At 72.2% G+C, this 22,728-nt stretch carries 22 protein-coding genes and 1 pseudogene; 6 read left to right on the plus strand and 17 right to left on the minus strand.

Going from position 1 to position 22,728, the window contains the following annotated elements; all coding sequences use genetic code 11:
• Positions 1–121 precede the first annotated feature (121 nt).
• From LL648_RS23225 to LL648_RS23270, 10 genes are all read right to left on the minus strand, one after another.
• Positions 122–922 (minus strand): SAM-dependent methyltransferase, encoded by an 801-nt coding sequence (locus LL648_RS23225; RefSeq protein WP_232664801.1) that lies wholly within the window; start codon positions 920–922, stop codon positions 122–124.
• A gap of 28 nt (positions 923–950) precedes the next feature.
• A complete protein-coding gene (locus tag LL648_RS23230; protein ID WP_232664802.1) occupies positions 951–1,949 on the minus strand; it encodes an isopenicillin N synthase family dioxygenase in 999 nt (332 codons plus the stop codon).
• Positions 1,950–1,972: 23 nt separating this feature from the next.
• The gene (locus LL648_RS23235; protein ID WP_232664803.1) at positions 1,973–3,286 is read right to left on the minus strand and encodes an amidohydrolase family protein; all 1,314 of its coding nucleotides are present in this window, start codon (positions 3,284–3,286) and stop codon (positions 1,973–1,975) included.
• Positions 3,283–4,155 carry an ABC transporter permease gene (locus tag LL648_RS23240; protein ID WP_232664804.1) on the minus strand — a complete coding sequence of 291 codons (873 nt, stop codon included), beginning with the start codon at positions 4,153–4,155 and terminating at the stop codon, positions 3,283–3,285. Before LL648_RS23240 ends, LL648_RS23235 begins: the two co-directional genes overlap by 4 nt.
• A gap of 1 nt (position 4,156) precedes the next feature.
• Complete coding sequence (locus LL648_RS23245) at positions 4,157–5,245, minus strand: ABC transporter permease (protein ID WP_232664805.1); 1,089 nt, start codon at positions 5,243–5,245, stop codon at positions 4,157–4,159.
• 112 nt (positions 5,246–5,357) lie between these two features.
• The gene (locus LL648_RS45335) at positions 5,358–6,830 is read right to left on the minus strand and encodes an ABC transporter ATP-binding protein (RefSeq protein WP_232664806.1); all 1,473 of its coding nucleotides are present in this window, start codon (positions 6,828–6,830) and stop codon (positions 5,358–5,360) included.
• 1 nt (position 6,831) lies between these two features.
• Positions 6,832–7,866 carry a BMP family protein gene (locus LL648_RS23255; RefSeq protein WP_232664807.1) on the minus strand — a complete coding sequence of 345 codons (1,035 nt, stop codon included), beginning with the start codon at positions 7,864–7,866 and terminating at the stop codon, positions 6,832–6,834.
• Positions 7,867–8,026: 160 nt separating this feature from the next.
• A complete protein-coding gene (locus tag LL648_RS23260; protein WP_232664808.1) occupies positions 8,027–8,884 on the minus strand; it encodes a phosphotransferase in 858 nt (285 codons plus the stop codon).
• Positions 8,885–8,904: 20 nt separating this feature from the next.
• Entirely contained in the window at positions 8,905–9,510 is a 606-nt protein-coding gene (locus LL648_RS23265) for a DoxX family protein (protein ID WP_232664809.1), read from the minus strand.
• Between the two features lie 43 nt (positions 9,511–9,553).
• On the minus strand, positions 9,554–10,465 hold the full coding sequence (locus LL648_RS23270) for a 2-hydroxyacid dehydrogenase (protein ID WP_232664810.1): 912 nt from the start codon (positions 10,463–10,465) through the stop codon (positions 9,554–9,556).
• Between the two features lie 53 nt (positions 10,466–10,518).
• Here LL648_RS23270 and LL648_RS23275 point away from each other — a divergent pair, with 53 nt between their 5' ends.
• The 3 genes from LL648_RS23275 (at position 10,519) to LL648_RS23285 (ending at position 13,051) form a co-directional block, all read left to right on the plus strand.
• Positions 10,519–11,673: a PQQ-dependent sugar dehydrogenase gene (locus tag LL648_RS23275; RefSeq protein ID WP_232664811.1), complete on the plus strand. Its 1,155-nt coding sequence runs from the start codon at positions 10,519–10,521 to the stop codon at positions 11,671–11,673.
• A gap of 434 nt (positions 11,674–12,107) precedes the next feature.
• Positions 12,108–12,698: a hypothetical protein gene (locus tag LL648_RS23280; RefSeq protein WP_232664812.1), complete on the plus strand. Its 591-nt coding sequence runs from the start codon at positions 12,108–12,110 to the stop codon at positions 12,696–12,698.
• Positions 12,699–12,727: 29 nt separating this feature from the next.
• Positions 12,728–13,051, plus strand: a complete 324-nt coding sequence (locus LL648_RS23285; RefSeq protein WP_232664813.1) for a hypothetical protein — start codon at positions 12,728–12,730, stop codon at positions 13,049–13,051.
• Positions 13,052–13,130: 79 nt separating this feature from the next.
• On the opposite strand, the gene gatB is transcribed toward LL648_RS23285, so the two are convergent.
• The 3 genes from gatB to gatC are packed head-to-tail and all read right to left on the minus strand — an operon-like array spanning position 13,131 to position 16,437.
• Complete coding sequence (gatB, locus tag LL648_RS23290; RefSeq protein ID WP_232664814.1) at positions 13,131–14,633, minus strand: Asp-tRNA(Asn)/Glu-tRNA(Gln) amidotransferase subunit GatB; 1,503 nt, start codon at positions 14,631–14,633, stop codon at positions 13,131–13,133.
• Positions 14,630–16,129 (minus strand): Asp-tRNA(Asn)/Glu-tRNA(Gln) amidotransferase subunit GatA, encoded by a 1,500-nt coding sequence (gene gatA / locus LL648_RS23295; protein WP_232664815.1) that lies wholly within the window; start codon positions 16,127–16,129, stop codon positions 14,630–14,632. The genes gatB and gatA overlap by 4 nt, the downstream gene beginning before the upstream one ends.
• Positions 16,126–16,437 (minus strand): Asp-tRNA(Asn)/Glu-tRNA(Gln) amidotransferase subunit GatC, encoded by a 312-nt coding sequence (gene gatC / locus LL648_RS23300; RefSeq protein ID WP_232664816.1) that lies wholly within the window; start codon positions 16,435–16,437, stop codon positions 16,126–16,128. The genes gatA and gatC overlap by 4 nt, the downstream gene beginning before the upstream one ends.
• A 278-nt stretch (positions 16,438–16,715) precedes the next feature.
• Between gatC and LL648_RS23305 the strand changes: the two genes are divergently transcribed.
• Both LL648_RS23305 and LL648_RS23310 read left to right on the plus strand, forming a co-directional pair.
• Positions 16,716–17,369 carry an amino acid-binding protein gene (locus LL648_RS23305; protein WP_232664817.1) on the plus strand — a complete coding sequence of 218 codons (654 nt, stop codon included), beginning with the start codon at positions 16,716–16,718 and terminating at the stop codon, positions 17,367–17,369.
• 120 nt (positions 17,370–17,489) lie between these two features.
• Entirely contained in the window at positions 17,490–18,665 is a 1,176-nt protein-coding gene (locus tag LL648_RS23310; protein ID WP_232664818.1) for a PucR family transcriptional regulator, read from the plus strand.
• A gap of 80 nt (positions 18,666–18,745) precedes the next feature.
• Here LL648_RS23310 and LL648_RS23315 read toward each other — a convergent pair whose 3' ends face one another.
• Positions 18,746–19,243, minus strand: a complete 498-nt coding sequence (locus LL648_RS23315) for a MarR family winged helix-turn-helix transcriptional regulator (protein ID WP_232664819.1) — start codon at positions 19,241–19,243, stop codon at positions 18,746–18,748.
• A gap of 44 nt (positions 19,244–19,287) precedes the next feature.
• On the opposite strand from LL648_RS23315, the gene LL648_RS23320 reads away from it, so the two are divergent.
• Positions 19,288–20,292: an EamA family transporter gene (locus tag LL648_RS23320; RefSeq protein WP_232664820.1), complete on the plus strand. Its 1,005-nt coding sequence runs from the start codon at positions 19,288–19,290 to the stop codon at positions 20,290–20,292.
• 532 nt (positions 20,293–20,824) lie between these two features.
• On the opposite strand, the pseudogene LL648_RS45800 reads toward LL648_RS23320, so the two are convergent.
• From LL648_RS45800 to LL648_RS23335, 3 genes and pseudogenes are all read right to left on the minus strand, one after another.
• Positions 20,825–21,124, minus strand: a pseudogene (locus tag LL648_RS45800) (ABC transporter permease subunit); the annotation flags it as partial.
• Entirely contained in the window at positions 21,055–21,357 is a 303-nt protein-coding gene (locus tag LL648_RS23330; protein WP_232664822.1) for a hypothetical protein, read from the minus strand. The pseudogene LL648_RS45800 and the gene LL648_RS23330, both read right to left, overlap by 70 nt.
• Positions 21,354–22,544, minus strand: coding sequence for an ROK family transcriptional regulator (locus LL648_RS23335; protein WP_232664823.1), 1,191 nt, complete (start codon positions 22,542–22,544; stop codon positions 21,354–21,356). The genes LL648_RS23330 and LL648_RS23335 overlap by 4 nt, the downstream gene beginning before the upstream one ends.
• Positions 22,545–22,728: the final 184 nt, after the last annotated feature.

Genomic DNA, 22,728 nt, shown 5'->3' on the forward strand with positions numbered 1-22,728 from the left:
GTGCGTTCCGCACGCGAGGGCAGGAAAGCCACTTTCCGGCCCTCACAGGGCAGGAAAGTGGCTTTCCTGCCCTTCCCGACCCCGGGTTCGCACACCTGCGCTCGGCGTCACGGCTCGGGCGTCATGGTTTCCTGGCCACCGCCCCGACCCCGTCCACCGGCTCGGCGTTGTCGGCCTCGATGCCCTCGGGCTGCCATTCCGCGATCGAGACCAGGCCCGGCCCCACCATCTCCAGCCCCTCGAAGAACCCGCCGATCTCCGCCTCGCTGCGCGGGAGGTACGGCACGCCGCCGGTGGAGCGGTAGTCCTCGTTGGCCGCGCTCAGCGACTCGCTGTCGGTGCCGTCCCACAGCACCAGGTAGCTGCCGGAGGGCACGGCCGCCATGAGGTACGAGACGATCGAGCGCGCTTCCTCGTAGTCGGCGACGTGCCCGAGAACGCCCATGAACATCACGGCGACCGGCTTCGTGATGTTGAGGACGTTCTTGGCGTCGGAGACGATGAGGTCGGGGTCGTGCAGGTCGGCCTCGACGTACGCGGTGACCCCCTCGGGAGTGGTGTTGACCAGCAGCGCGCGGGCGTGCGCCAGCACCAGTGGGTCGTTGTCGACGTAAACGATGCGCGACTCGGGGGCCGCCCGCTGCGCTACCTCGTGGGTGTTGTCCATCGTCGGCAAGCCGGTGCCGATGTCGAGGAACTGCCGCACCCCGGCGTCGGCCGCCAGGTGGTGCACCGCCCTGATCAGGAACCGCCGCGAGTGCTTCGCGAGCGCCCAGATGCCGGGGTACATCCTGGCGAAAGCGTCGCCCGCGGCGCGGTCGGAGGCGTAGTTGTCCTTGCCGCCCATCCAGTAGTTCCAGGTGCGCGCGGAGTGCGGGATGGTCGTGTCGAGCACTGCCGGTAGCCGGGCGTCTTCGGTCATGGGGTCCTTCTCGTCCGAGCGCAGGTGCTCAGCCTGCGAGCAACGGGTTGCGGTAGCTGTGTGTGGCGTCGAGCCGCATCATCAGGTAGTCGCCGGCGCCCTGGGGCTCGTAACGCGGCTCCTCGCCGGGTTCGAGGCAAGTGGGCAGGCACGTGATCTGCGCGTGGTACGGCGGGTGGACGAACAGCGGCATCGAGTAGCGGTCGCTGTGCGGCGGGTTGACCACGCGGTGCGGGTTGGAGACCCAGCGGTCGTTGGTCCAGATCGCCATCAGGTCGCCGAGGTTGACGACCAGCCGATCCGACGGCACCGCGACGTCCATCCACACCCCGTCGCGGCGCATCACCTGCAGCCCGCCGATGCCGTCGTCGGCGAGCAGCGTGAGGCTGCCGTAGTCGGTGTGCGCTCCGCAGCCCAGCTGGTCGGGGCCCGGCACGACGGTGTCCTGCGGCGGGTAGTGCAGGTGGCGCAGGTGGTACATGACCTCGCCGCCCTCCCGGTCGAGGAGGAACTCGTCGTGCATGCCCAGCGCTCGTGCCATGGCCCGCTGCACGCGCTGCGCGGCCTCGATCACCTGCGCCCGGTAGGCGTCCCACGCGGCGCGGAAGCCGGGGTCGGCCGGGAACTGGTTCGGCCCGAACAGCGGCGTCCCGGCCACCACCTCGGGGTGGTCGGGCCCGTGCTCGCCGCCGGTGTCGAGCGACTCCTTGAGGTCACCCGCGGTCTTCTTGGCGTCGTCGAGGGTCTCCGACGCGATCGCGACGTAGCCGCGGTGGCAGGGCGAGCGGTCGATCGCCAGCTCGAGCTTCTCCGCCTCCGGCAGCGCGAAGAAGCGCCGCATCGCCTCCATCATGTCGTCCTTGACGGCGGGTTCGACGCCGTGTCCGCTGATCAGGAAGAACCCGATCTCTCGGCAGATCCGGTCGAGCTCGGCGGCCACCTCGTCCTGCGCGGCGCTCGGCGCCGCACCGGTGGCGAACGGGCTGACATCGACGGTGGGCAGTGATCTCGGCTGCTCGCTCGGCATTGGTGTCTCCTCCGGTTCCTGCGTCACGTCATCCCTGCCCTTCGCCGGACGGCCGCCGCACGAGCAGCGGCCTCGGCCAGCACCGCTCCCTCATCGATCCGCGTAAGGCGGCGGTCGCGCATCAGCCATTCTCCGTCGCACATGACGGATTCGACGTTCTCCGACTTCAGCGCCGTGACCAGCGCCGATACCGGGTCGGCTGCGGTCGCGAAGTTGGCGGTGAACGGGTCGAGCAGCACGAGGTCGGCCCGCTTGCCGAGGGCGAGCGAGCCGACGAGCCCGGCCATGCCCAGCGCCCGCGCGCCGTCGAGCGTCGCCATCCGCAGCACGGCGGCGGCCGGCAGCACCGTCGGGTCGCGGCGCAGGCCCTTCTGCGCGATCGCGGCGAGCCACATCTCGTCGATCATGCTCATCCGGTTGTTGGACGGCGCGCCGTCGGTGCCGAGCCCGACGAGCACACCGGCGTCGAGCATGTCGGCGATCCGCGGGCTGCCGAGGATCTTGTAGTTCGACGCGGCGTTGTGCGAGACCGGGCAGCCGCTGCTGGCGAGCAGCTCGATCTCGTCGTCGTCGAGCCAGACGGCGTGCACTGCGAGCAGGTCGGGGCCGAGCGCGCCGAGCCGGGCGAGGTGCCGGACGGTCGTCGCACCCCTGGTCGCGACGGTGTGCGCGTTCTCCTCGGGGATCTCCGCGACGTGCATCTGCACGACGGAGCCGAGCGCGCGGGCCCGCTCCACCGTTGCGGTGATCAGGTCGTCGGAACAGTTGAAGATCGTCCGCAGCGTGTAGGAGAACCGTAGGCGGCCGTTCCCGTGCCAGCGCGCCGCGAGGTCGTCCTGCGCGGCGAGCACCTCGGCCGTCGACTCGCGATCGCCCTTCGGGCGCCCGTCGCCCGAGTCCATCGAGCTGCGGCCGAGCAGCGCCCTGATCCCGGCCGCGGCGATCCCGCGGGCCATCCCGTCGACGTGCCGGCCACCGGGGTCGGCGATGAGCGTCGTGCCGTTGCGAATCTGCTCGATCGCGCACACCAGCGCCGAGAGCTCGGCGTCGGCCTCGGTGAGCGCCAGCTCGTAGGGCCAGATCCGCTCGTGCAGCCAGGTCAGCAGGTCGACGTCGTCGCCGAGCCCGCGGCCGAGCTGCTGGCTCGTGTGGCAGTGCGTGTTGACGAACCCCGGCACGACGATCCGGCCCGTCGCCCCGACGGTCTCGGCGGCGGCCGCGGCGGTCGGCGCCTCGCCGAGGTGGCTGATGGCGCCGCCGGTGACCTCGACATACCCGGTGAACGGCGGCGCATCGACCGGCACCACGAGCGCCGGTCCGATCCGCACGTCGGTCACGATCTGCCTCTCACGAACGGGACGGCCAGCGCCGCCGGGGTCGCCGACCGCTTCGCCCGCACCATCAGCGCGACGAGCGTGACCAGGTACGGGAGCGCGAGGAAGATCTCGTACGGGATCGCGGTCGCGGTGCCCTGCAGCCGAAGCTGCAACGCGTCGCAAAGACCGAAGAGCAACGCGCCGGCAACTGCGCGGCCCGGCCGCCACCGCGCGAACACCACGAGCGCGAGCGCAACCCAACCGCGGCCGGCGGTGACGTTCTGCACGAAGAGCCCGAGCGGTCCGCAGACCAGCATCGCCCCGGCCAGCCCGGCCAGCGCGTTGCCCGCGACGGTGGCCGCGCCGCGCACGTTCGTCACCCGGTAGCCGAGCGCGTCGACCGCACCCGGCGCGTCGCCGGCCGCGGAGAGCACCAGCCCGACGGACGTCCGCGCGAGCAGGAACCAGACGGCGGCCAGCACCACGATGACGATCACGACCAGCTCGAGCATGTCGATGCTCGGGATCCGCGGCGGCGGCTCACCGATCGTGTAGGACAGCTCGAACAGGTACGTCGTCGCCGAGATCGCGAACAGCGTGAACGCGAGGCCGGTGACGATCTGGTCGGCGCGGGCCACGACCATGAGCAGCGCGAGCACGACCCCGCACGCCGTGCCGGCGAGCAGACCGGAGCCGAGGCCGAGCCACGGTGTGCCGGTTGCGGTCGTGCCGAGGTAGCCGGCCAGCGCCCCGAAGAGCATCGTGCCTTCGAGCCCGAGGTTGAGCACCCCCGAGCGCTCGGCGATCACCTCGCCGAGCGCGGCCATCGCGACGGGCACCGCCAGCCGGATCGCGGCGGCGAGCGTGGCGAGGGTGAACAAGGTGTCCACGTCAGCGTCCCTTTCGCCGGCTCAGCGCTTCGCCCGCGACGAAGAACACCACGATGAGCGCCTGGATCACACCGACCGTCGACGACGGGATGATGAACGCGCGCTCGGCCTCGTCGAACCCGACCGAGAGGCCGGCGAGCAGCAGCGCGGCGACCAGCACGCCGAGCGGCCGCAGCCGACCCAGCAACGCCACGATGATCGCGGTGAAGCCGTACCCGGTGGCGAACGCCGGGGTCAGGCGGTCGGTCACGCCGGCCACCTCGACGAACCCCGCGAAGCCCGCCAGCGAGCCGGCGACGATCAGCACGGCCAGCCGGACCGCGGCGGGGCGGGCCTCGTTGACCGCGAGGACGTCGGGATTCGCGCCGAGCACCTCGACGCGCAGGCCGAACCGGGTGCGGCGCAGCACCACGGCCAGCACCGGCACCGCGATCAACGCGAACAGGAACCCGAGGTGCAGGCCGGTGCCGGGCAGCGTGGGCAGCCCGGCGGCGCCGACGGCCCGGCTCTGCGGCGTGAACGAGCCGGGATCGCGGATGCCGACCCGCACGGCCCAGGCGAGCGCGGCGGCGGCAACGTAGTTCAGCAGCAGGCTGGTGATCACCACGCTGGCGCCGAAGCGGTCCTGCAACCAGCCCGTCAGCGCTGCGAGCGCCGCGCCGGCAAGCACGGCGGCGAGGAGCGCAACGATGACCAATAGCGGACCGGGAAGCCCGCTCAGCGGCCCGACCGTGGCGAGCGCGGTGCCCGCGAGCGCACCGGTGACGTACTGGCCTTCCGCCCCGATCGTGAACACCCGGGCGCGGTAGGCCACGGTGATGCCGAGCGCCAGCAGGATCAGTGGCGTCGCGACGACGGCTGTGTCGGCCAGCCCGCGCGTGCGGCCGAGGACGCCGCTGACCACCTCGCCGTACGCGGATAGCGGCGCGACCCCTTCGAGCGCCATCAGCACCCCGCCGACCACGAGCGCACCGAGCACGGCCAGCACCGGGACGGCGACCCGCGCTGCCCGCGAACGCCCGTCCCGGCCGCCGAGCAGGCGCCCGACGAGCCGGTCGGGCCCGCGCACGCCGGCCTCCCGATCCGTCACCGCCACCACGCACCCCCATCCGGCGCGGCGGGGGTTGCCTGGAAAGCCACTTTGCAGGCGCCTGGTGCCGGGAAAGTGGCTTTCCAGGCAACCCCGTGAGCGTGCGTGCCCGTCACGAGCCACCCCCGCCCGCCATGGCTATGCCGATCGCGGCGCGGTCGTACGGCGGCTCGAACGGGCCCGCCGCGTGCCCACCCGCGAGCACCACCAGCCGGTCGGCGATGTCGAACAGCTCGTCCAGCTCCGCGCCGAACCACACGACGGCAGCCCCGCCGGCGGCCGCGTCGAGGATGCGGCGGGTCACCATCCGCGCGGCCTCCGGGTCGAGGCCCCGGGTCGGGTGGGCGGCGACGACCAGCTTCGGGGTGCCGGCGAGCTCCCTCGCGAGCACCAGCTTCTGCGCGTTGCCCCCGGAGAGTCGGCCCGCGGCCAGCTCCGGTCCCGCGCCGCGCACGTCCCACTCCGCGAGCACCGGCTGGGCGAGTTCCCAGCGCCGGGCGCGGGTCGGGCGCCGCGACGGGCCGCGTCCCAGCTCCAGGTTGTCGGCCAACGAGAGCGGGCCGGCGAGCGCGTAGCGGTACCGGTCGGACGGCACGTACGCGATGTGCCGAGCGATCCGCTCCCGCGGCGCTCCGACCGGCACCGGCACGCCGTCGACGGTCACCGTGCCGCGGTCCGGGGCCGTCACACCCGCGAGCAGCTCCTCCAGCTCGGCCTGCCCGTTGCCGTCGACCCCGGCGATGCCGAGCACCTCACCCGCGCCGACCTGGAGGTCCAGCGGCCGCAGCCGGCGCAGTGCGGCGCCCTCGACGCGCAACCGCGAGCCCTCGACGTGGCGAGCAGGCCGAGCCGTCCCGTTGGTCGCGTTGGCGCCGACCATCAGGTTCGCCAAGCTCGCCCGGTCGTGGTCGGCCACCGGCTCACCGGCGCAGACGACGGCGCCGCGGCGCAGCACCGTCACGCGGTCGGCTCCGGCGAACACCTCACGCAGCCGGTGGGTGATGATCACGACCGCGCGGTCGTCGGCGGCCAGCCCACGGCACACGTCGAGCAGCGCGTCGGCCTCGTCGTCGACGAGCACGGCCGTCGGCTCGTCGAGGATCAGCAGCCGGGCGTCGGCGTCGAGGGCGCGCAGGATCTCCAAGCGCTGCTGCTCCCCGACGGAGAGCTCGGCGACCGGCACGTCCGGCCGCACCGGCAGCCGGAAGCGCTCCACCAGCTCCTCCACCCGCCGCTGCACCTGCCGTGCGGACGGTCGCAGCGCGCCCTCGGGCCGGGCCAGCGCGAGGTTCTCCCCGGCCGTCAGCGTCGGGACCAGCGTGAAGTGCTGCTGCACCATCGCGACGCCGTGCTCGCGCAGCGCCCTCGGCGTGAAAGTGGTGATCTCCTCGCCCGCGACGGCGACCGACCCGGCGTCGGGCCGGTCCAGCCCGGCGAGGATCCGCATGAGCGTGGTCTTGCCCGCGCCGTTCTCGCCGAGCAGCGCATGCACCTCGCCGGGCACGACCTCCAGGTCGACACCGTCGAGTGCCGGGGGACCCTCGCCGAAGCGGCGCTCGATCCCGGAGAGAACGGCGGCGGTCACGTCACTTGTCGTTGAGCGGAACGACGAATGCACCGCTCGTGATCTCGGCGGTCTTCTTGTCGAAGGTCGCCTTGACCTCGGCCGGCACCTTCGCCTGCCACTCCGGGCTGATCACGACGCTCAGCCCGCCCTTGGCCATCCCGACCTCGAAGTAGCGGGTCGGGTTGACCTTGCCGGCCGCGACGTCGCCGACCATCTCGCCGAAGATCTTGTCGAGGTTCCAGGTGAACGACGCGAGCACCGCCGGCGAGAGGCCGGACATGTCGCCGGAGTAGCCCGAGGCGACGGCCTTGCGCTCGGCCGCGGCCTGGATCTGGCCGAACGTCGGGCCCTGGCCGCAGCCGACGAACATCGTGGCGCCCTGGTCGGCCTGCGCGAGCGCGGCCTCCTTGGCCTTCTGCACGTCCGACCAGTCGCCGACGGCGACGAACGTGCCGGTCGTCGCGGGCCGCACCAGCTTCGCGCCCTCGAGGTAGGCGTTGTACATCGCACGGCAGACCGGGATGTCGAAGCCGCCGGCGCCGGCGACCGTCCCACCAGGGGTGACCCCCGCGGCGAGGATGCCTTCCAGGTACGTCGCCTCGTGGAACGGCTGCGAGTAGTCGGCGACGTTCTCCGAGACGTCACCGAAGCCGCCCGGGTAGGCGAAGATCGTGTTCGGGAACTCCTTCGCGACCTTCTTGATGTTGTCGCCGTAGTTGAAGGAGTGCGCGACGATCGGGTTGTAGCCCTGCTCCGCGAAGCTGCGCAGCGCCCGCTCGGCGTCGGGGCCGGGGTTGATGTTCTCCTGCGCCGCGAAGTCGGAGATCACGCCGCTGTCCTTGAGCTTCTGCGCCCCGGTGATCGCGGCCTCGCCCCACGAACCGTCCTTGAACTGCGGGGAGTAGACGATCGCCAGCTTCGGCGCCGTGGAGGCGCCCGGCCCGCTCGGCGCGGCGTCCCGGCGGCCGGCGTCGCCGCAGCCGGCGAGCACCAGTACCGAGATCCCGACGATCGCGGTGACCAGCGTCCGCAGTCCTCTGGTGGTAGCGAGCATGGGCATTCCTTTGCGGGACGGGAGTGGCCGAGCGAGGGTGTCATCCTTACGCACCAACGCGGAAGCCGCGCTGTGACCCTCCCAACCCGACTTCCCCACCGTTTTGCCAACCTGCACACCCGAAACGGCGTGCAAGTAGGCAAAACGGTGGGGAACTTCGCTAGCGGAGGGCGGCGCCGAGGCGGTGGAGCGCTTCGGCGGCGGTCGTGACCATCGCCGCGACGCGCTCGGCGCCGAGGTGGTCGGCCGCGAACGTCAGGTACTGGACGTTGACGTGCACGTCCGCCCACGGCTCCTCGATCGCGCGCAGCCGGTCCGCACCGCCGGTGAGCTGCGCGAAGAGCTCCTCGTACGGCGTCGGGACCGCGTTGCCCTGCGCGCTGAGCACCGCGAGGTCGACCCCCGCCGGCGCGATCCGCGAGCTGCCCCAGTCGATCAACACCGCACCGGCGTCGTCGACGAGCACGTTGCCCAGGTGCGGGTCGCTGTGCGTGAGGGTGCGCGGCAGCACCGCGAGCGCGGCCTTGATCCGCTCGTCCGTGCGCCACTCCAGCAGCCGCGCCTCCGCCTCGACGTAGGGCTCCTCGCCGGTGCGCGCGATCCCGCCACGGACGGCGATCAGGGTGTAGTCGCACAGGTGCGCCCACCACCTGGCGTCGACGACGGGCAGCCCTCTGGGCCGGTTGCGCAGCCAGTGGGCGTGCACCCGCGCGAGGCTTTCCCACACGTCGGCGGGGACGGGATCGCCGAAGGTGAGCGGCGTCGCGTCGAGGAAGGGCATGACCAGCCAGTTGCCGCCGGCCGCCAGCAGGCGCGGCCGCTCGACGCCCGGCACGACGGCGATCGCCCGCATCGCCGCGATCTCCGCCGAGTCGGCGTTCTTGCGCACGACGGTCACGGACCGGCCGGCGACGTCGAGCTCTATCCGTTCGATCTCGGGCGAGCTGTACCCACCCTCCAGCGGTGCGCGCGTGACGATCCGGGCTTCCCCGCCGAGCGCGCGCCCCGTCGGCTTCAACCAGGCGCCGTCGGTGTCGCTCAGGGCGACCTGCGCAACAAGATGAACACCAGCACGGCCGCGGCGACGCCGACGATCAGCGAGAGCAAGCCCCAGGACGTCGGCCTGCGGTGCCACGGACGCCCGTTGTCGAGCGCGATGCGGCCCGGCCCGACGAACACGATCGCGGCAGCCGCCAGCCCGAGCACGGTCTCCAGCTCGATCGAGTTGGGACCGGCGGGCGACGCGATGAAGAACCCGTTGCCCCACTTCAGCAACACGGCGTTGATCATGATGGCCAGCAGGCCCGCGGCCGCCAGCGGGGTGAGCACCCCGAGCACGACGAACGCGCCCGCGACCAGCTCGGTGATGCCGTGCACCCAGGCCAGCGTCGGCGCTTGCTGGAAGCCGAAGCCCTCCAGCATCCGGATGGTGCCCTCGATGCCGGGTCCACCCCACAGCCCGAACACCTTCTGCATGCCGTGCGCGAAGAACGTGCCACCCACGCCGAAGCGCAGGAGCAGCATCCCGATGTCGGCGCCGGCGTTCCACGTGAGCGGGCGGATGTTCGGCCGGGTCTTGGACGGGTCGCTGTCGCCGTACCCGCTGCCGATCCCCGTGATGACCCCGGTGGGCTCCTCGCTCATGGCTTCGGAGAGTAGCCCGGACGGCCCAATCCCGGCGTTGTTCTCAATAACCGTTCCGTACCAGGTTGGAGGGTTCTTCGCCGCGGGCGAACGCCGCGACCTGCTGCGCGGCGACGGTATAGGCGCGCCGCAGCCCGTCGGGAACGCTCGCGCCGACGTGCGGCGTGAGCAGGAGACCGGGCACGTTCCACAGCGGGTGCCCGGGTGGCAGCGGCTCCGGCTCGGTGACGTCGAGCGCCGCGCGCAGCCGCCCGGAAGCCAGCTCCGCGACCAGCGCGTCGGTGTCGGCCACCGGCCCGCGCGCGCCGTTGACCAGCACCGATCTGTCCGGCATGGCCGTCAGGAACTCGGCGTCGACCAGGCCGCGGGTCTCGTCGGTGAGCGGGACGACCACCACACACGCGTCGTGGTGCGGCAGCAGACCGTGCACCTCGTCGATGCCGTGCACGCCGGCCCGCGCCCGCCGCCCGACGAGCGTCGTCGACACGTCGAACGGGTCGAGCCTGCGCACCAACTGCTCCGCGACGTCACCGGCGCCGACGATCAGCACGCGCTTCCCGGCCAGCTCCTCGGTCTGGTGGTACTCCCACCGCGCGCCGTCCTGCGCGCGGACGAACTGCGGGACGTGCCGGTAGACGGCCAGCAGCGTCATAACGACCCACTCCGCGGTGGCCCCGCCATGCGCGCCGCGGCAGTCGGAGAGCGCAACGGACTCGGGGAGCTTGCCGATCCACGCCTCGGCGCCGGCGGTGAGCAGCTGGACGAGCTGCAGCTTCGGCATCCGTTGCGCGATGTCGACGGCGGTGGTGAGGAACGGCGGGATCAGCACCGTCGCGTCGGCGGCCTCCGGTGGGAGCTCCGCCGCGCCGTCGTACCGGACGGCGGTGACGCCATCGACGCCGGCGAACGCGGCCATCCCTTCCTCCTGCGGCACCAGCACCCGGATGTCGACCATGGCACCGACCGTACTCACCGGCTGCTCACCCCGTCGCGCCTAACCTGGGTCTCGTGGTGGGACGTCTGCGACGCGGGGTGGCTGCTGTGCTGCTCGGGTTGCTGCTGGCCGGGTGCGCGACGTTCCCCGACGACGGCCCGCGCGATTGGCGGGAGAAGATCGAGGGGCAGGGCGAGCTCGGCGGCCCGCCGACGATCCCGGAGCCGACCGATCCCAGACAGCCGCCGGCGCAGGGCGGTGGGCAGTCGGAGCCCGGCGACGAGCCGCCGGCACCGAACGGCTGCGTCGACCCCGACCCGCTCGTCGTCGCGACCTGCCTCGAACCGATCGGCGCGATCGCCGTGCTGCCCGACGCGGAGACGGCTCTGGTCGCGGAGCGTGCGACGGGCCGCGTGCTGAAGGTGAAGAAGGACGTCGAGCCGGAGCTCATCGCGACCGTCCCCGTCGCCGCAACCGGCGGGGGCGGCCTCACCGGGCTCGTCCTCTCCCACTCCTACGATGAGGACCAGCTCGTCTACGCCTACGTCACCACGCCGTCGGACAACAGGGTGGTGCGCATCGCCGCAGGTGAGCCGCCCAAGCCGGTGTTCACCGGCATCCCGAGGGGTGCCACGAACAACGCCGGCGCATTGGGCGTCGACATCGACGGCTCGCTGCTGGTCGCCACCGGCGACGCCGGCGGGCCGGACAGCCCCACGTCGCTCGCCGGCAAGATCCTGCGGATCGACACGCTCGGCCGTCCGGCCAAGGGCAACCCCGACCCGTCGTCGGCCGTGCTGAGCTCGGGCTTGCGCTCGCCCGGCGGGATCTGCGTCGACCCGATCACCACGCTGGCCTGGGTCACCGACCACACCGGCGTCCAGGACGCCCTGCACCTCGTCGTCCCCGGCCCGCTGCCGGCGCCCGCCTGGACCTGGCCCGACCGGCCGGGCGTCGCAGGCTGCATGGCGCAACCCGGCGTGGTCGCGATCGCGCAGGCCGGCTCCGCGTCGCTGTTCGTGCTGCGCCCCACCGAGACCGGCGGCTTCACCGGCGAGCCGGAGGTGCTGCTGAAGGACACCTACGGCCGGCTGTCCGCGGCCGCCCTCGCCCCCGACGGCCTCCTCTGGCTCGGCACCGTCAACAAGGCCGGCGGGAAGCCCGTCTCCAGCGACGACCGGGTGCTGCGCATCCAACCCCCCGCCGGTGGCGGGGCAAGCTGGGCGTAGCGCCCCCGAACTTCCCCACCGTTTTGGGTGGATGCGCGCCATTTCAGCGCGCAAGTGCCCAAAACGGTGGGGAAGTTGGTGGGGTGTCGGGTGCACGAGTCCCCGCCGGATCGGCGGAGCCTCGTGGTGCTGCCGATCGCCTCGACGTCGAGATGTACCTCAGTGTCGTCCAAGCTTGATCAAAAGACGCTGCGGTTAATCTCGCCACCGCCGGCACGAACTCGCACGTGCACATCTCACCCCGACGTCCCGTCCGAGATCCTGCGACGTCCGGAAGGCAACCTCTATACGTCCACATCTATTGCAAGACACAACGTTCACACTAGTGAACGATCCAGCTCAAATCTCCCTTAAGGCGACACGCCCGCACGCCCATTGTCGCCATGATTGCAAATACGCCCCAAACCGGGTCGGTGAACTCACAGGGAGAAGGCATGACAAGGGTCTTTCGCACGTTTCTTATTCTGTTGATCACATCAGCCGTAGCCACCACGCTCCTCTGCGGATCCGCATCAGCCGCAGCAATCTCATCGACGCAGTCCGACCACTGGGCAGCCGCCACATCAGCGCCCAGCCATCAGTACGCCGCTCCTGACGGATCGATGTGCTTCGTACGACGGTGCGCACCCGGGGAAGCCCGTGCAGCCTTCACGCGGCTGCTTGAAGACATCAGCAGGATCCCGGAGTCAGTGCTGCGGCGTGGCGACAAGGCCACAAACGACTGGCTCAGGAGAAACTCCCCGGCGAGTCGTGCCGCCTTCGGCCCGTTGCCCACTCGCGCCGGGAACGTCGTAGGATGCATTGCATCCGTAGGTGCCGTACTCGTCAGCACGTTGGTTCCGGCAGCAAAGCTCCTGAAGATCAAGACTCTCATAAAGGAGCTGGGTGGGGTTTACGACGCCACCCGACTACTGATCGGTGCCGGCAACGCTGCAGAGAAGGCTGAGGCTCTCGCCATCACTCTCGGTGCGCTCGTGGGGGAACTTACAGGAATCAAGGGCATACTCGAAAACTGCTTCTGGTGAACCCGACACTCACAGAGGAGACGTGTAGAATGAATGACACAGATAGGCGTTTACCGTTCTGGGCGCTGTGGATCGTCCCGGCCGCGCTGTTGATCCTTGCCGTCGTGCTCGCGCTCACCGGACCGGTATGGCTCGGCGCGATCGCTGCGGTCCTGAGCTTCGCCGCCGCTCTCGGGATCGAGATCCGGGCCCGCTTCACCGGATCCGCCATCCCGCAGCTCACACCCGACGACCTTGCGACGATTCGCGCCGAACGGGACACCACCGGCGAGATCGCGGCCGTCCGGGCGTTGCGCAGGCGCCATGCCGGCCTGTCGCTGCGCGACGCGGTGCACCTCGTCCGCTCCGCCTGACGAAGTTCCCCACCGTTTTGCCGACTTGCACACCCGAAAAGGCGTGCAGGTTGGCAAAACGGTGGGGAAGTTGGCGTCGTTAACCCGCGCTGCGCTCCAGGATCAGCTCGCGGACGCGCTTGGCGTCGGCCTTGCCGCCCGTCGCCTTCATGACGGCCCCGACGATCGCACCCGCGGCCTGCACCTTGCCGCCGCGGATCTTCTCGACGACGTCGGGCTGCGCGGCGAGCGCCTCGTCGACGGCGGCGATCAGCTCGCCCTCGTCGGAGACGACGGCGAGGCCGCGGGCGGCGACGACGTCGTCGGGCGAGCCCTCGCCGGCGAGCACGCCGTCGACGACCTGGCGGGCCAGCTTGTTGTTCAGCTCACCGGACGCCACGAGCGCGATCACGCGCGCGACCTGCTCCGGCGTGATCGGCAGCTCGTCGAGCGGCACACCCTGGCTGTTGGCCTGCTGGGTCAGGTACGCGACCCACCACGAGCGGGCCTCGCCGGCCGGCGCCCCGGCGGCGACGGTGGCCTCGATCAGGTCGAGCGCGCCCGCGTTGACGAGGTCGCGCAGCTCCTCGTTGGTGAGCGACCAGTCGGCCTGCAGCCGGGCCCGCCGCTGCCACGGCAGCTCGGGCAGGGTGCCGCGCAGCTCGTCGACCCATTCCGCGGGAGGCGCGATCGGGACGAGGTCGGGCTCGGGGAAGTACCGGTAGTCCTCGGAGGTCTCCTTGCGCCGCCCCGCGCGGGTGGAGCCGGACTGCTCCTCGAAGTGCCTGGTCTCCTGCACGACGGTGCCACCGCCGAGAAGCACACCCGCCTGCCGGCTCATCTCGTAGCGGACGGCCCGCTCGACCGACCGCAGCGAGTTGACGTTCTTCGTCTCGCTTCGCGTGCCGAGCACACCGGAGTCGCGCGGCGACAGCGACAGGTTCACGTCGCACCGCATCGAGCCCTGGTCCATCCGGACGTCCGAGACGCCGAGCGCCTTGATCAGGTCGCGCAGCGCGGTGACGTACGCACGCGCCACCTCCGGCGCCCGCTCGCGCGTGCCGGGGATCATCTTCGTGACGATCTCGATCAGCGGCACGCCGGCCCGGTTGTAGTCGAGCAGCGAGTACTCCGCGCCGTGGATCCGCCCGGTCGCGCCGCCGACGTGCAGCGACTTGCCGGTGTCCTCCTCCATGTGCGCCCGCTCGATCTCGACGCGGAACGTCGAGCCGTCGTCGAGCACGACGTCGAGGTGTCCGTTGACCGCGATCGGCTCGTCGTACTGGGACGTCTGGAAGTTCTTCGGCATGTCGGGGTAGAAGTAGTTCTTGCGCGCGAACCGGCCCCACGGGGCGATGTCGCAGTTCAGCGCCAGTCCGATCCGCATCGCCGACTCGACGGCGGCGCGGTTGACCACCGGGAGCGAACCCGGCAGTCCGAGGCACGTCGGGCAGACCTGCGTGTTCGGCTCGGCACCGAACGTCGTCGGGCAGCCGCAGAACATCTTGGTCTGGGTGTTCAGCTCGACGTGCACCTCGAGCCCGAGCATCGGGTCGAAACGCTCGACGACCTCGTCGAACTCCACCAATGTGGGAGCGGTCATCGGGTCACCTCCGGAACACCGTTGATCAGCGGGCTGCCGGCCTCGTCGTCGCGGGCGGCCTCGTAGGCGGCGCCGACGCGGTACATGATCGCCTCGCCGAGCGCGGGCGCCATCACCTGCAGCCCGACGGGCAGGCCCTCGGCGAGCCCCGACGGCACGGACATCGCTGCGGTGCCGGCCAGGTTGGTCGGGATCGTCGCGAGGTCGTTCAGGTACATCGCGAGCGGGTCGTCGACCTTGTCACCGATCGGGAACGCCGTGGTCGGCGTCGTGGGCGAGACGAGCACGTCGGCCTGCGCGAACGCCGCGGTGAAGTCGCGGCTGATCAGCGTGCGCACCTTCTGCGCCTGGCCGTAGTAGGCGTCGTAGTAGCCCGACGAGAGCGCGTAGGTGCCGAGGATGATGCGGCGCTTCACCTCGGGCCCGAAACCGGCCTCGCGGGTCGCGGCCATGACCTCCTCCGCCGAGGCGCCCTTCTCGACCCGCAGGCCGTAACGCATCGCGTCGAACCGCGCGAGGTTCGACGACACCTCGCTGGGCAGGATCAGGTAGTACGCCGCCAGCCCGTACTCGAAGTGCGGGCAGCTGACCTCGACGAGCTCGGCGCCGAGCTTCTCCAGCTGCGCGAGCGCCTCGTCGAAGCTGGCGCGGACGCCGGGCTGGTAGCCCTCGCCGCCCAGCTCGCGGACGACGCCGACGCGCACGCCGGACAGGTCGCCGGCCGCCCCGATGCGGGTGGCGTCAACGACGCTCGGCACGGGCTGGTCGATCGACGTCGAGTCGAGCGGGTCGTGCCCGCCGATCACCTCGTGCAGCAGCGCGGCGTCGAGCACCGTGCGCGCGCACGGCCCGCCCTGGTCGAGCGACGACGCGCAGGCGATCAGCCCGTAGCGGGAGACGCCGCCGTAGGTTGGCTTGACCCCGACCGTCCCGGTGAACGCGGCCGGCTGGCGGATCGAGCCGCCGGTGTCGGTGCCGATCGCGAGCGGGGCCTCGAACGCGGCGAGCGCCGCGGCGGAACCGCCGCCGGAGCCGCCGGGGACGCGCCCGGTGTCCCACGGGTTGCGGGTGACGCCGTACGCGGAGTGCTCCGTGGAGGAGCCCATCGCGAACTCGTCCATGTTGGTCTTGCCGAGGATCGTGATGCCGGCCTCGCGCAGGCGGGTCGCCACCGTGGCGTCGTACGGCGGGCGCCAGCCCTCCAGGATCCGCGAACCCGCGGTCGTGGGCATGTCGGACGTCGTGAAGACGTCCTTCAGCGCGAGCGGGACGCCTGCCAGCGGCGACGCCGGCGCGCTGCCGGCCGCGATGCTCGCGTCGACCAGCCCGGCGGACTCCAGCGCGGCCTCCGCCGCGACGTGCAGGAACGCGTGGACGGTGCCGTCGACCTCCGCGATGCGGTCGAGGTGCGCCTGCGCGACCTCGACGGCCGAGACCTCACGGGAATGGATCTTCCCGGCCAGCTCGGAGGCGTTGAGCCTGGTCAGCTCGTTCATGCTTCCTCCCCCAGGATCTGCGGCACGCGGAAGCGGCCGTCCTCCGCGGCGGGGGCGCCGGCGAGCGCCTGCTGCTGCGTCAACCCCGGGCGCAGCTCGTCGGGCCGGAACACGTTCTGCAACGGGACGGCGTGCGACGTCGGCGGGATGTCGTCGGCTGCGACCTCGCCGACGCGGGCGACCGAGCCGAGGATCACGTCGAGCTGGCCCGCGAACACGTCGAGCTCCGCATCGGTGACGGCGAGCCTGGCCAGCCTGGCGAGGTGCGCGACCTCGTCGCGGCTCAAGCCAGCGGGATCGGCGGACATGTCCCTCCAGAGCGAATTGCAGCGGCTGCGACGATGCGGCGACGGAGCGGTGAATATGCGCTCTGGTACGGCCCGGGCGACGGGCCGGCCGGCGCGGCATCGATACCGAGTGTAGTGCGGCCACCACCGAGTTTCGGCGGCGGGCGGACCCGTGCGCCTGTCGCCGTGCCGAAGGGCGCCAGGCCTGACAGAATCGCTCCGGATGCCGCGTCGGCCCGCCCGCGCGGCGCCGGAGTTCGCCGCGCGGTCGGGGATATCGGCGAGAGGGCGGTGAAGGAGTGTCGTTCCTGCTCCGGGTCGTGCTGCCGGACCAACCTGGCAGCCTCGGGGCCGTTGCGACGGCGCTGGGCAACGCCGGTGCCGACATACTCGGCGTCGACGTCGTCGAGCGTGCGCACGGCAACGCCGTCGACGACCTGGCGGTCGAGCTGCCGCCGGGCCGGCCACCGGACGTGCTCATCACGGCGGCCGAGTCGGTGCCCGGCGTCGAGGTCGAGTCGGTGCGTCCGCACTCGGGCCGGTTGGACACCCATCGTGAGCTGGAGCTGATCGAGGAGATCACCGGCGATCCCGGCGGCGGGCTCACGCTGCTCGCGGCCGGCGTTCCGCGGATCTTCCGTGCGGGCTGGGCGGTGATCGTCACCCGCGACGCCGACCGCGCCTACCGGATCGCCGAGAGCGCGGCCGCGCCGGAGACGATCTCGGGCGACCTGCCGTGGCTGCCGCTCAAACGGGCCACTGTGCTCGACCCGGAGCTGCACTGGGTGCCCGAACCGTGGCGCGCCCTGGACACCGAGCTGGCCGCGGCGCCCTACGGCACCGACGCGCAGGCGCTCGTCGTCGGCCGGCCGGGCGGGCCCGCCTTCCGCCCGTCCGAACTGGCGCGCCTGGCCCACCTCACGGGCATCGTCACGACGGTGCTGGGCAACTGACACCCCGAGGCGGCGCCGACTTCCCCACCGTTTTGGGTGGATGCGCGCCAAATCGGCGCGCATGTGCCCAAAACGGTGGGGAAGTTCGGGCGGTGACAATGAGTGCATGGTGACGGTTGCATGGTGACGACGACCGCGGGTGGGGGCTCGCTGGACCGACCGTGGGCGCGGGTGCCGAGCTGGGTCGGCCCGGCGCTGCGCCCGGAGCTGGCCGGCTCGACCGACGAGATCATCGCGGCCGTGCGCGCCGAGGTGCCCGACTTCGCCCGCCCGATGACGGGCCGGTTCGGCATGCGGATCACCGAGGGGGTGACGGTCGCGCTCTCGCAGTTCCTCGAGCTGCTCGGCCGCGACGTCCCGATCATCGACATGCAGGTCTACCGCTCGCTCGGCCAGGTGGAGCACCGCGAGGGCCGCACGCTGGCCGCGCTGCAGTCGGCGTACCAGGTCGGCAGCCGGACGCTGTGGCGGCGGCTCGGCGCGAGCGCGACGGCCCGCCAGCTGCCGCCCGACGTGATCTTCTGGCTGGCCGAGGCGCTGTTCACCTACATCGAGGAGCTATCGGCCGCGTCGGTCGCGGGCTGGACGACCGAGGAGTCGAGCCGCGCGGGGTCGCTGCAGACGCGCCGGCACGCGCTCGTCGAGCTGCTGACCCGCCAGCCGCCGGCCGTGCCGGGTGAGGTGGAGCCGGTTGCCGCCGCGGCCGGGTGGAAGCTGCCCCCGCGGATGGCCGCGCTCGTCGTCGAGGACGCCGTCGGCGTCGCGACCCGGCTGCCCGGCTCGGTCGGCGCCGACCTCGACCCGGTCGGGGTCGTCCTGCTGCCGTGGCCGGAGAAGCCGGGGTGGGCCGACGTCGTCCGGGCTGCCTTGCGGGACCGGCCGGCTGTGCTCGGCCCGGTCGTCGAGCCGCCGTCGGCGCACCGGTCGATCGCGCTGGCCCAAGCGGCGTGGCCGCTGCACCTCGCCGGCCGACTCGGCGCGCCGGACGTGCTCGTGCGCGCCGACGACCACCTGCTCACCCTCCTGCTCGCCGCCCAGCCCGACCTCGCGGCCGATCTCTGCGAGCGCGCGCTGCGGCCGTTGCAGGACCTGCCGGCCGGCGGCGCCGCCCGCGCCGAGGAGACGTTGCGGGCGTGGCTCGACGCGCACGGCGACATCACCGAGACCGCCGCCGCGCTGCACGTCCACCCGCAGACCGTGCGCTACCGCCTCGCCGGCCTCCGCGAGACGTTCGGCGAGCGCCTCGACACCCCCACCGGCCGCCTCGAACTGGCTCTCGCCCTGCGCGCCCCCTGAACTCCCGCCCAACTTCCCCACCGTTTTGCCAATCTGCACGAGCCTGAGGGTCTGCAAGTTGGCAAAACGGTGGGGAACTTCTACGCCGGCGGCGCGTCGCCGAGCGACTCCAGCACGTTGCGCAGCGTGTCGGCCAGCGCCGCGCGCTCGTCGGGTGAAAGCGCCGCGAGCAGGCGGTTCTCCGTGGCGAGATGGTCGGGCAGGGTCCGGTCGACGAGCGCGAGGCCGGCCGGGGTCAGCGCGACATGCACCTCACGCCCGTCGGACGGGCTGCGGGTGCGCCCCACCAGCTCCCGCGCCTCCAGCCGATCGAGCCGCTGGGTGATCGCGCCGGAGGTGACCATCGACGAGCGGGTCAGCTCCGCCGGCGTGAGGTACGGGCGGCCGCTGCGCCGCAGCGTCGCGAGCACGTCGAACGACGCCCGGTCGAGCCCGTGGCTCGCGAACGTCTCCCCCAGCGCCGTGTCGACTAGCCGGCTCAGCCTGGACAGGCGGCCGATCACCCCCATCGGCGAGGTGTCGAGGTCGGGACGCTCCGTGCGCCACTGCTCCAGGATGCGGTCGACGTGATCGGGCATACAGCACCCTAGCAAATCCTTTAGCGCTAAGTTATAGTCGTTTAGTGCTAAGAGACCGGACGGCCCTCATCCTCATCACTGCGCTGGCCCCGGCTGTCTGGGGCTCGACCTACCTCGTCACCACCGAGTTCCTCCCGCCGGACCGCCCGCTGCTCGCGGCGCTGATCCGCGCACTGCCGGCCGGCCTGCTGCTCGTCGCGATCACGCGGCGGCTGCCCAGCGGCATCTGGTGGTGGCGCGCGGCCGTGCTCGGCACGCTCAACATCGGCGCGTTCTTCGCGCTCCTCTTCGTCGCCGCCTACCGCCTGCCGGGCGGGGTCGCCGCGACGGTCGGGGCACTGCAGCCGCTGCTCGTCGTCGGCCTCTCCGCGGGCCTGCTCGGCCAGCGGATGACGCTGCGCACGACGCTCGCCGCCGTGGCCGGTGTCGCCGGCGTGAGCCTGCTGGTCCTGCGCGCCGATGCGCAGCTCGACGCCGTCGGCCTCGCCGCGGCGCTCGGCGGCGCCGCGGTGATGGGCCTGGGCATCGTGCTCAGCAAGCGCTGGGTCTCCCCCGCGCCGCTGCTCGCGACGACGGGCTGGCAGCTGGTCGCCGGCGGGCTCGTGCTGCTGCCCGTCGCGCTGCTGGTCGAAGGCCCGCCGCCGGTCGCGTTGACCGGCCCGAACCTCGCCGGCTACGCCTACCTCTCGATCATCGGCGCCGCCGTCGCGTACGCGCTGTGGTTCCGCGGGATCCGCGCGCTGACGCCTACGCACGTCACGTTCCTCGGGCTGCTCAGCCCGGTGGTCGCCACCACGCTCGGCTGGCTGGTGCTGGGGCAGGACCTGTCGCCCATGCAGGTCATCGGCGCGCTGATCGTCCTCGGCGCGCTGGTGGTCGCGCAGCTCCCGGCCCGTTCGGCCAGGGCGGCCTCACGCGGCCAGCAGCGCCACCCCGATGACGAGGTCGACGATCGCGCACGCCTCGGCGTACCAGCGGGGAACGGTGCCGACGGAGGCGTGCTTCGCGATGCCGCGGTGGTGCGCCAGATCCCAGAACGCGTGTGCTAGCCAGCCGAACGCGACGATGTAGCGGGCGACGGGCGGCGCGACCAGCAAGGCGACCACCGTGAGCACGACGAGCGCCACCAGCACGCCGACCTGCAGCGCAAGCACCCCCGGGCGGCGCAGCGTGCCCCGCATCGCACCGAAGGCCAGATAGATCACCCCGAGCAGGGGGAGCACCCACAGCGGCGGGTCGTCGTGCTCGAACGGGCGCTGCAGGCCCGCGACGACCAGCGAGAGCGCAAGCGCGATCAGCGAGGGCCACCAGCGGCGCAGCGCACCGGACCACGAGCTGACCGGCTCGTCGGTGTGGATGTTCACGGGGTGCACGCCGACACCGTTGTGCCGGTGCCGCCCGCCGGCAAGACCCGACGCGCGGAGATGTCCGGATCCGAGCGGAAGTGGTCAGATCACCCCGGACTTGTAGTCCAGCAGGTCGGCCACCCGCCGGCCGCCCGCCGCCTCGTCTGCCAGCAGTGGTCCTCGTGCCGGAGAACCGCAAGAGGCAGGGGCTGGTGATGACCGCGAGCTGGCCGAACGTCGTGAACCGGAGCAGCAGCCAGGTCAGCACGGCCACCGCGGCGAAGAGCAGCGCCGCGACCGGCACCACGCCGTTGACCCGCCCCAGCCCGATCACGCTCCACGAATCGGGCACGCCGTAGACCGGCTTGGCGTCGGTCGAGACGAACAGCAGGCCCGTCACCAGCACCTGCACACCGAGCGTCGCGACGAACGGGTTGATCCCGACCTTCGCGATGAGCAGGCCGTTCACCACACCGACGGCGAACCCGGCCGCAACCGCGACCAGCACCCCGAGCGTGACGCCCAGCTGCGCCATCGTCCAGGCAGCGAGCAGGACGAGAGCGCGCCGACCGCGCCGACGGAGAGGTCGAACCCGCCGAGCAGGATCATCAGCAGCATCCCGCAGGCGACGATGCCGATGATCGCGTTCTGTTCGAGGACGTTGAGCAGGTTGTCCACGTCGCGGAACGTCGGCGAGACGATCGCCAGCACGACGACCAGCAGCGCGAAGACGATGACGAGGACGTTGCGGGAGAGCACTCCGGTCATGAGCGCTGGGCTCCTTGTCCAAGCTGCGCGAGCAAGGGAGCGGCGACGGCGTCGCGGGTGAGCGCCACGGCGGCGTCGACGGCGCCGAGCGCGGTGGCGCTCGACCCGAGACCGGTGACGACGATCCGGGGTGGCGCAGGCGAATGCCGCTCGACCCGCTCGGTGAGCGCGCCGAGGAACGGCTCCACGGCACGCCCGACGCTGCCGCCGAGCAGCACCAGCTCGGGATCGGCCACCGCGCCGAGCGCCAGCACGCAGAGCGCGATGCCGTCGAGCACGTGCCCGACGATCCCGGTGGCGTGCCGGCCGCCCGCGGCCGCAGCGGCGAACACGTCGGACGCCGACGGCCGCTCGCCCAGCTCGGCGCGCGCCTCCGTCGAGCCCGCGGCGAGCCGGGCCGCCTCGAACGCGATCGCCGGGCCGCACACCACGCTCTCCATGCCACCGATCCGCCCGACCCGGCGCTCGCCGAGCTGCTCGAAGCCGGTGACGAGGGTCCCGATCTCACCTGCGGCGTTGTGGCCGCCGCGCACGAGCTGACCGTCGCTCACGATCGCGCTGCCGAGGCCGGTGCCGACCGACAGCACTGCGAAGTTCGCGACCCCCTTCGCGGCGCCGCGCGACGCCTCGCCGCGGGCCGCGAGGTTCACGTCGTTCTCGACGGCGAACTCGACGTCGACCAGCTCGCCGAGCTTGCCGACGATGTCGAACCCCTCCCAACCGACGTTCGGGCCGCGGGTGGCGAGCGAGGTGCGCGGGTCGATCACGGCGGGGACGCCGACGGCCAGCGCCTGCGGCGCGAGCTCGCGTTCCGCCGCGAGGCCGGCCATCCGCTGCCAGACAGCGGTGAGTGCAGCGAACCCGCCACCCGCCTCCGCGACGGTGATCTGGTGCTCGGCGAGCGGCTCGCCGAGCAGGTCGGCGAGGACCCCGCGGCAGCGTGTGCCGCCGAGGTCGATGCCGACGACGGTGCCTGCGAGCGCATTGAACGTCAGCACCCGCGCGGGCCGGCCCGCGGTGCGGGCCTCGCCGAACGTCTCGGCGAGCAGGCCGCGCGCGAGCAGGCGGGTGGCGATCCGGCTCACCGACGCCGCCGAGAGCCCCAAGGCGCCCGCGACCTGCGGGCGGGTGGTCGGCCCGGCTTGCCGGATGTGGTCCAGGACGAGGTACTCGTTCCAGTCGCCCATGGCACCGTGCTGCAGCGGCACTGGTTCGTTCCAATCTGAGTGAAATTGAACGGAGTGTGCTCCGTCACACAGATTTGTACAAGCAGAACGTCACATATTGCCGGTTTGCATCACGGTGCGTAGCGACGGCAGGACTCGGCGCATGACAGGTGCGCGCCGGACCGGGGCGCCGCCGTGGCGGAGT

The organism is Pseudonocardia sp. TRM90224, from assembly GCF_021245725.1.
Classification (GTDB): domain Bacteria; phylum Actinomycetota; class Actinomycetes; order Mycobacteriales; family Pseudonocardiaceae; genus Pseudonocardia.

Coding starts and splice junctions, on each gene's coding strand:
- LL648_RS23225 (WP_232664801.1), bottom strand. CDS start 922: ATGACCGAAGACGCCCGGCTACCGGCAGTGCTCGACACGACCATCCCG.
- LL648_RS23230 (WP_232664802.1), bottom strand. CDS start 1,949: ATGCCGAGCGAGCAGCCGAGATCACTGCCCACCGTCGATGTCAGCCCG.
- LL648_RS23255 (WP_232664807.1), bottom strand. CDS start 7,866: ATGCTCGCTACCACCAGAGGACTGCGGACGCTGGTCACCGCGATCGTC.
- LL648_RS23265 (WP_232664809.1), bottom strand. CDS start 9,510: ATGAGCGAGGAGCCCACCGGGGTCATCACGGGGATCGGCAGCGGGTAC.
- LL648_RS23270 (WP_232664810.1), bottom strand. CDS start 10,465: ATGGTCGACATCCGGGTGCTGGTGCCGCAGGAGGAAGGGATGGCCGCG.
- LL648_RS23280 (WP_232664812.1), top strand. CDS start 12,108: ATGACAAGGGTCTTTCGCACGTTTCTTATTCTGTTGATCACATCAGCC.
- LL648_RS23285 (WP_232664813.1), top strand. CDS start 12,728: ATGAATGACACAGATAGGCGTTTACCGTTCTGGGCGCTGTGGATCGTC.
- gatB (WP_232664814.1), bottom strand. CDS start 14,633: ATGACCGCTCCCACATTGGTGGAGTTCGACGAGGTCGTCGAGCGTTTC.
- gatA (WP_232664815.1), bottom strand. CDS start 16,129: ATGAACGAGCTGACCAGGCTCAACGCCTCCGAGCTGGCCGGGAAGATC.
- gatC (WP_232664816.1), bottom strand. CDS start 16,437: ATGTCCGCCGATCCCGCTGGCTTGAGCCGCGACGAGGTCGCGCACCTC.
- LL648_RS23310 (WP_232664818.1), top strand. CDS start 17,490: ATGGTGACGACGACCGCGGGTGGGGGCTCGCTGGACCGACCGTGGGCG.
- LL648_RS23315 (WP_232664819.1), bottom strand. CDS start 19,243: ATGCCCGATCACGTCGACCGCATCCTGGAGCAGTGGCGCACGGAGCGT.
- LL648_RS23330 (WP_232664822.1), bottom strand. CDS start 21,357: ATGACCGGAGTGCTCTCCCGCAACGTCCTCGTCATCGTCTTCGCGCTG.
- LL648_RS23335 (WP_232664823.1), bottom strand. CDS start 22,544: ATGGGCGACTGGAACGAGTACCTCGTCCTGGACCACATCCGGCAAGCC.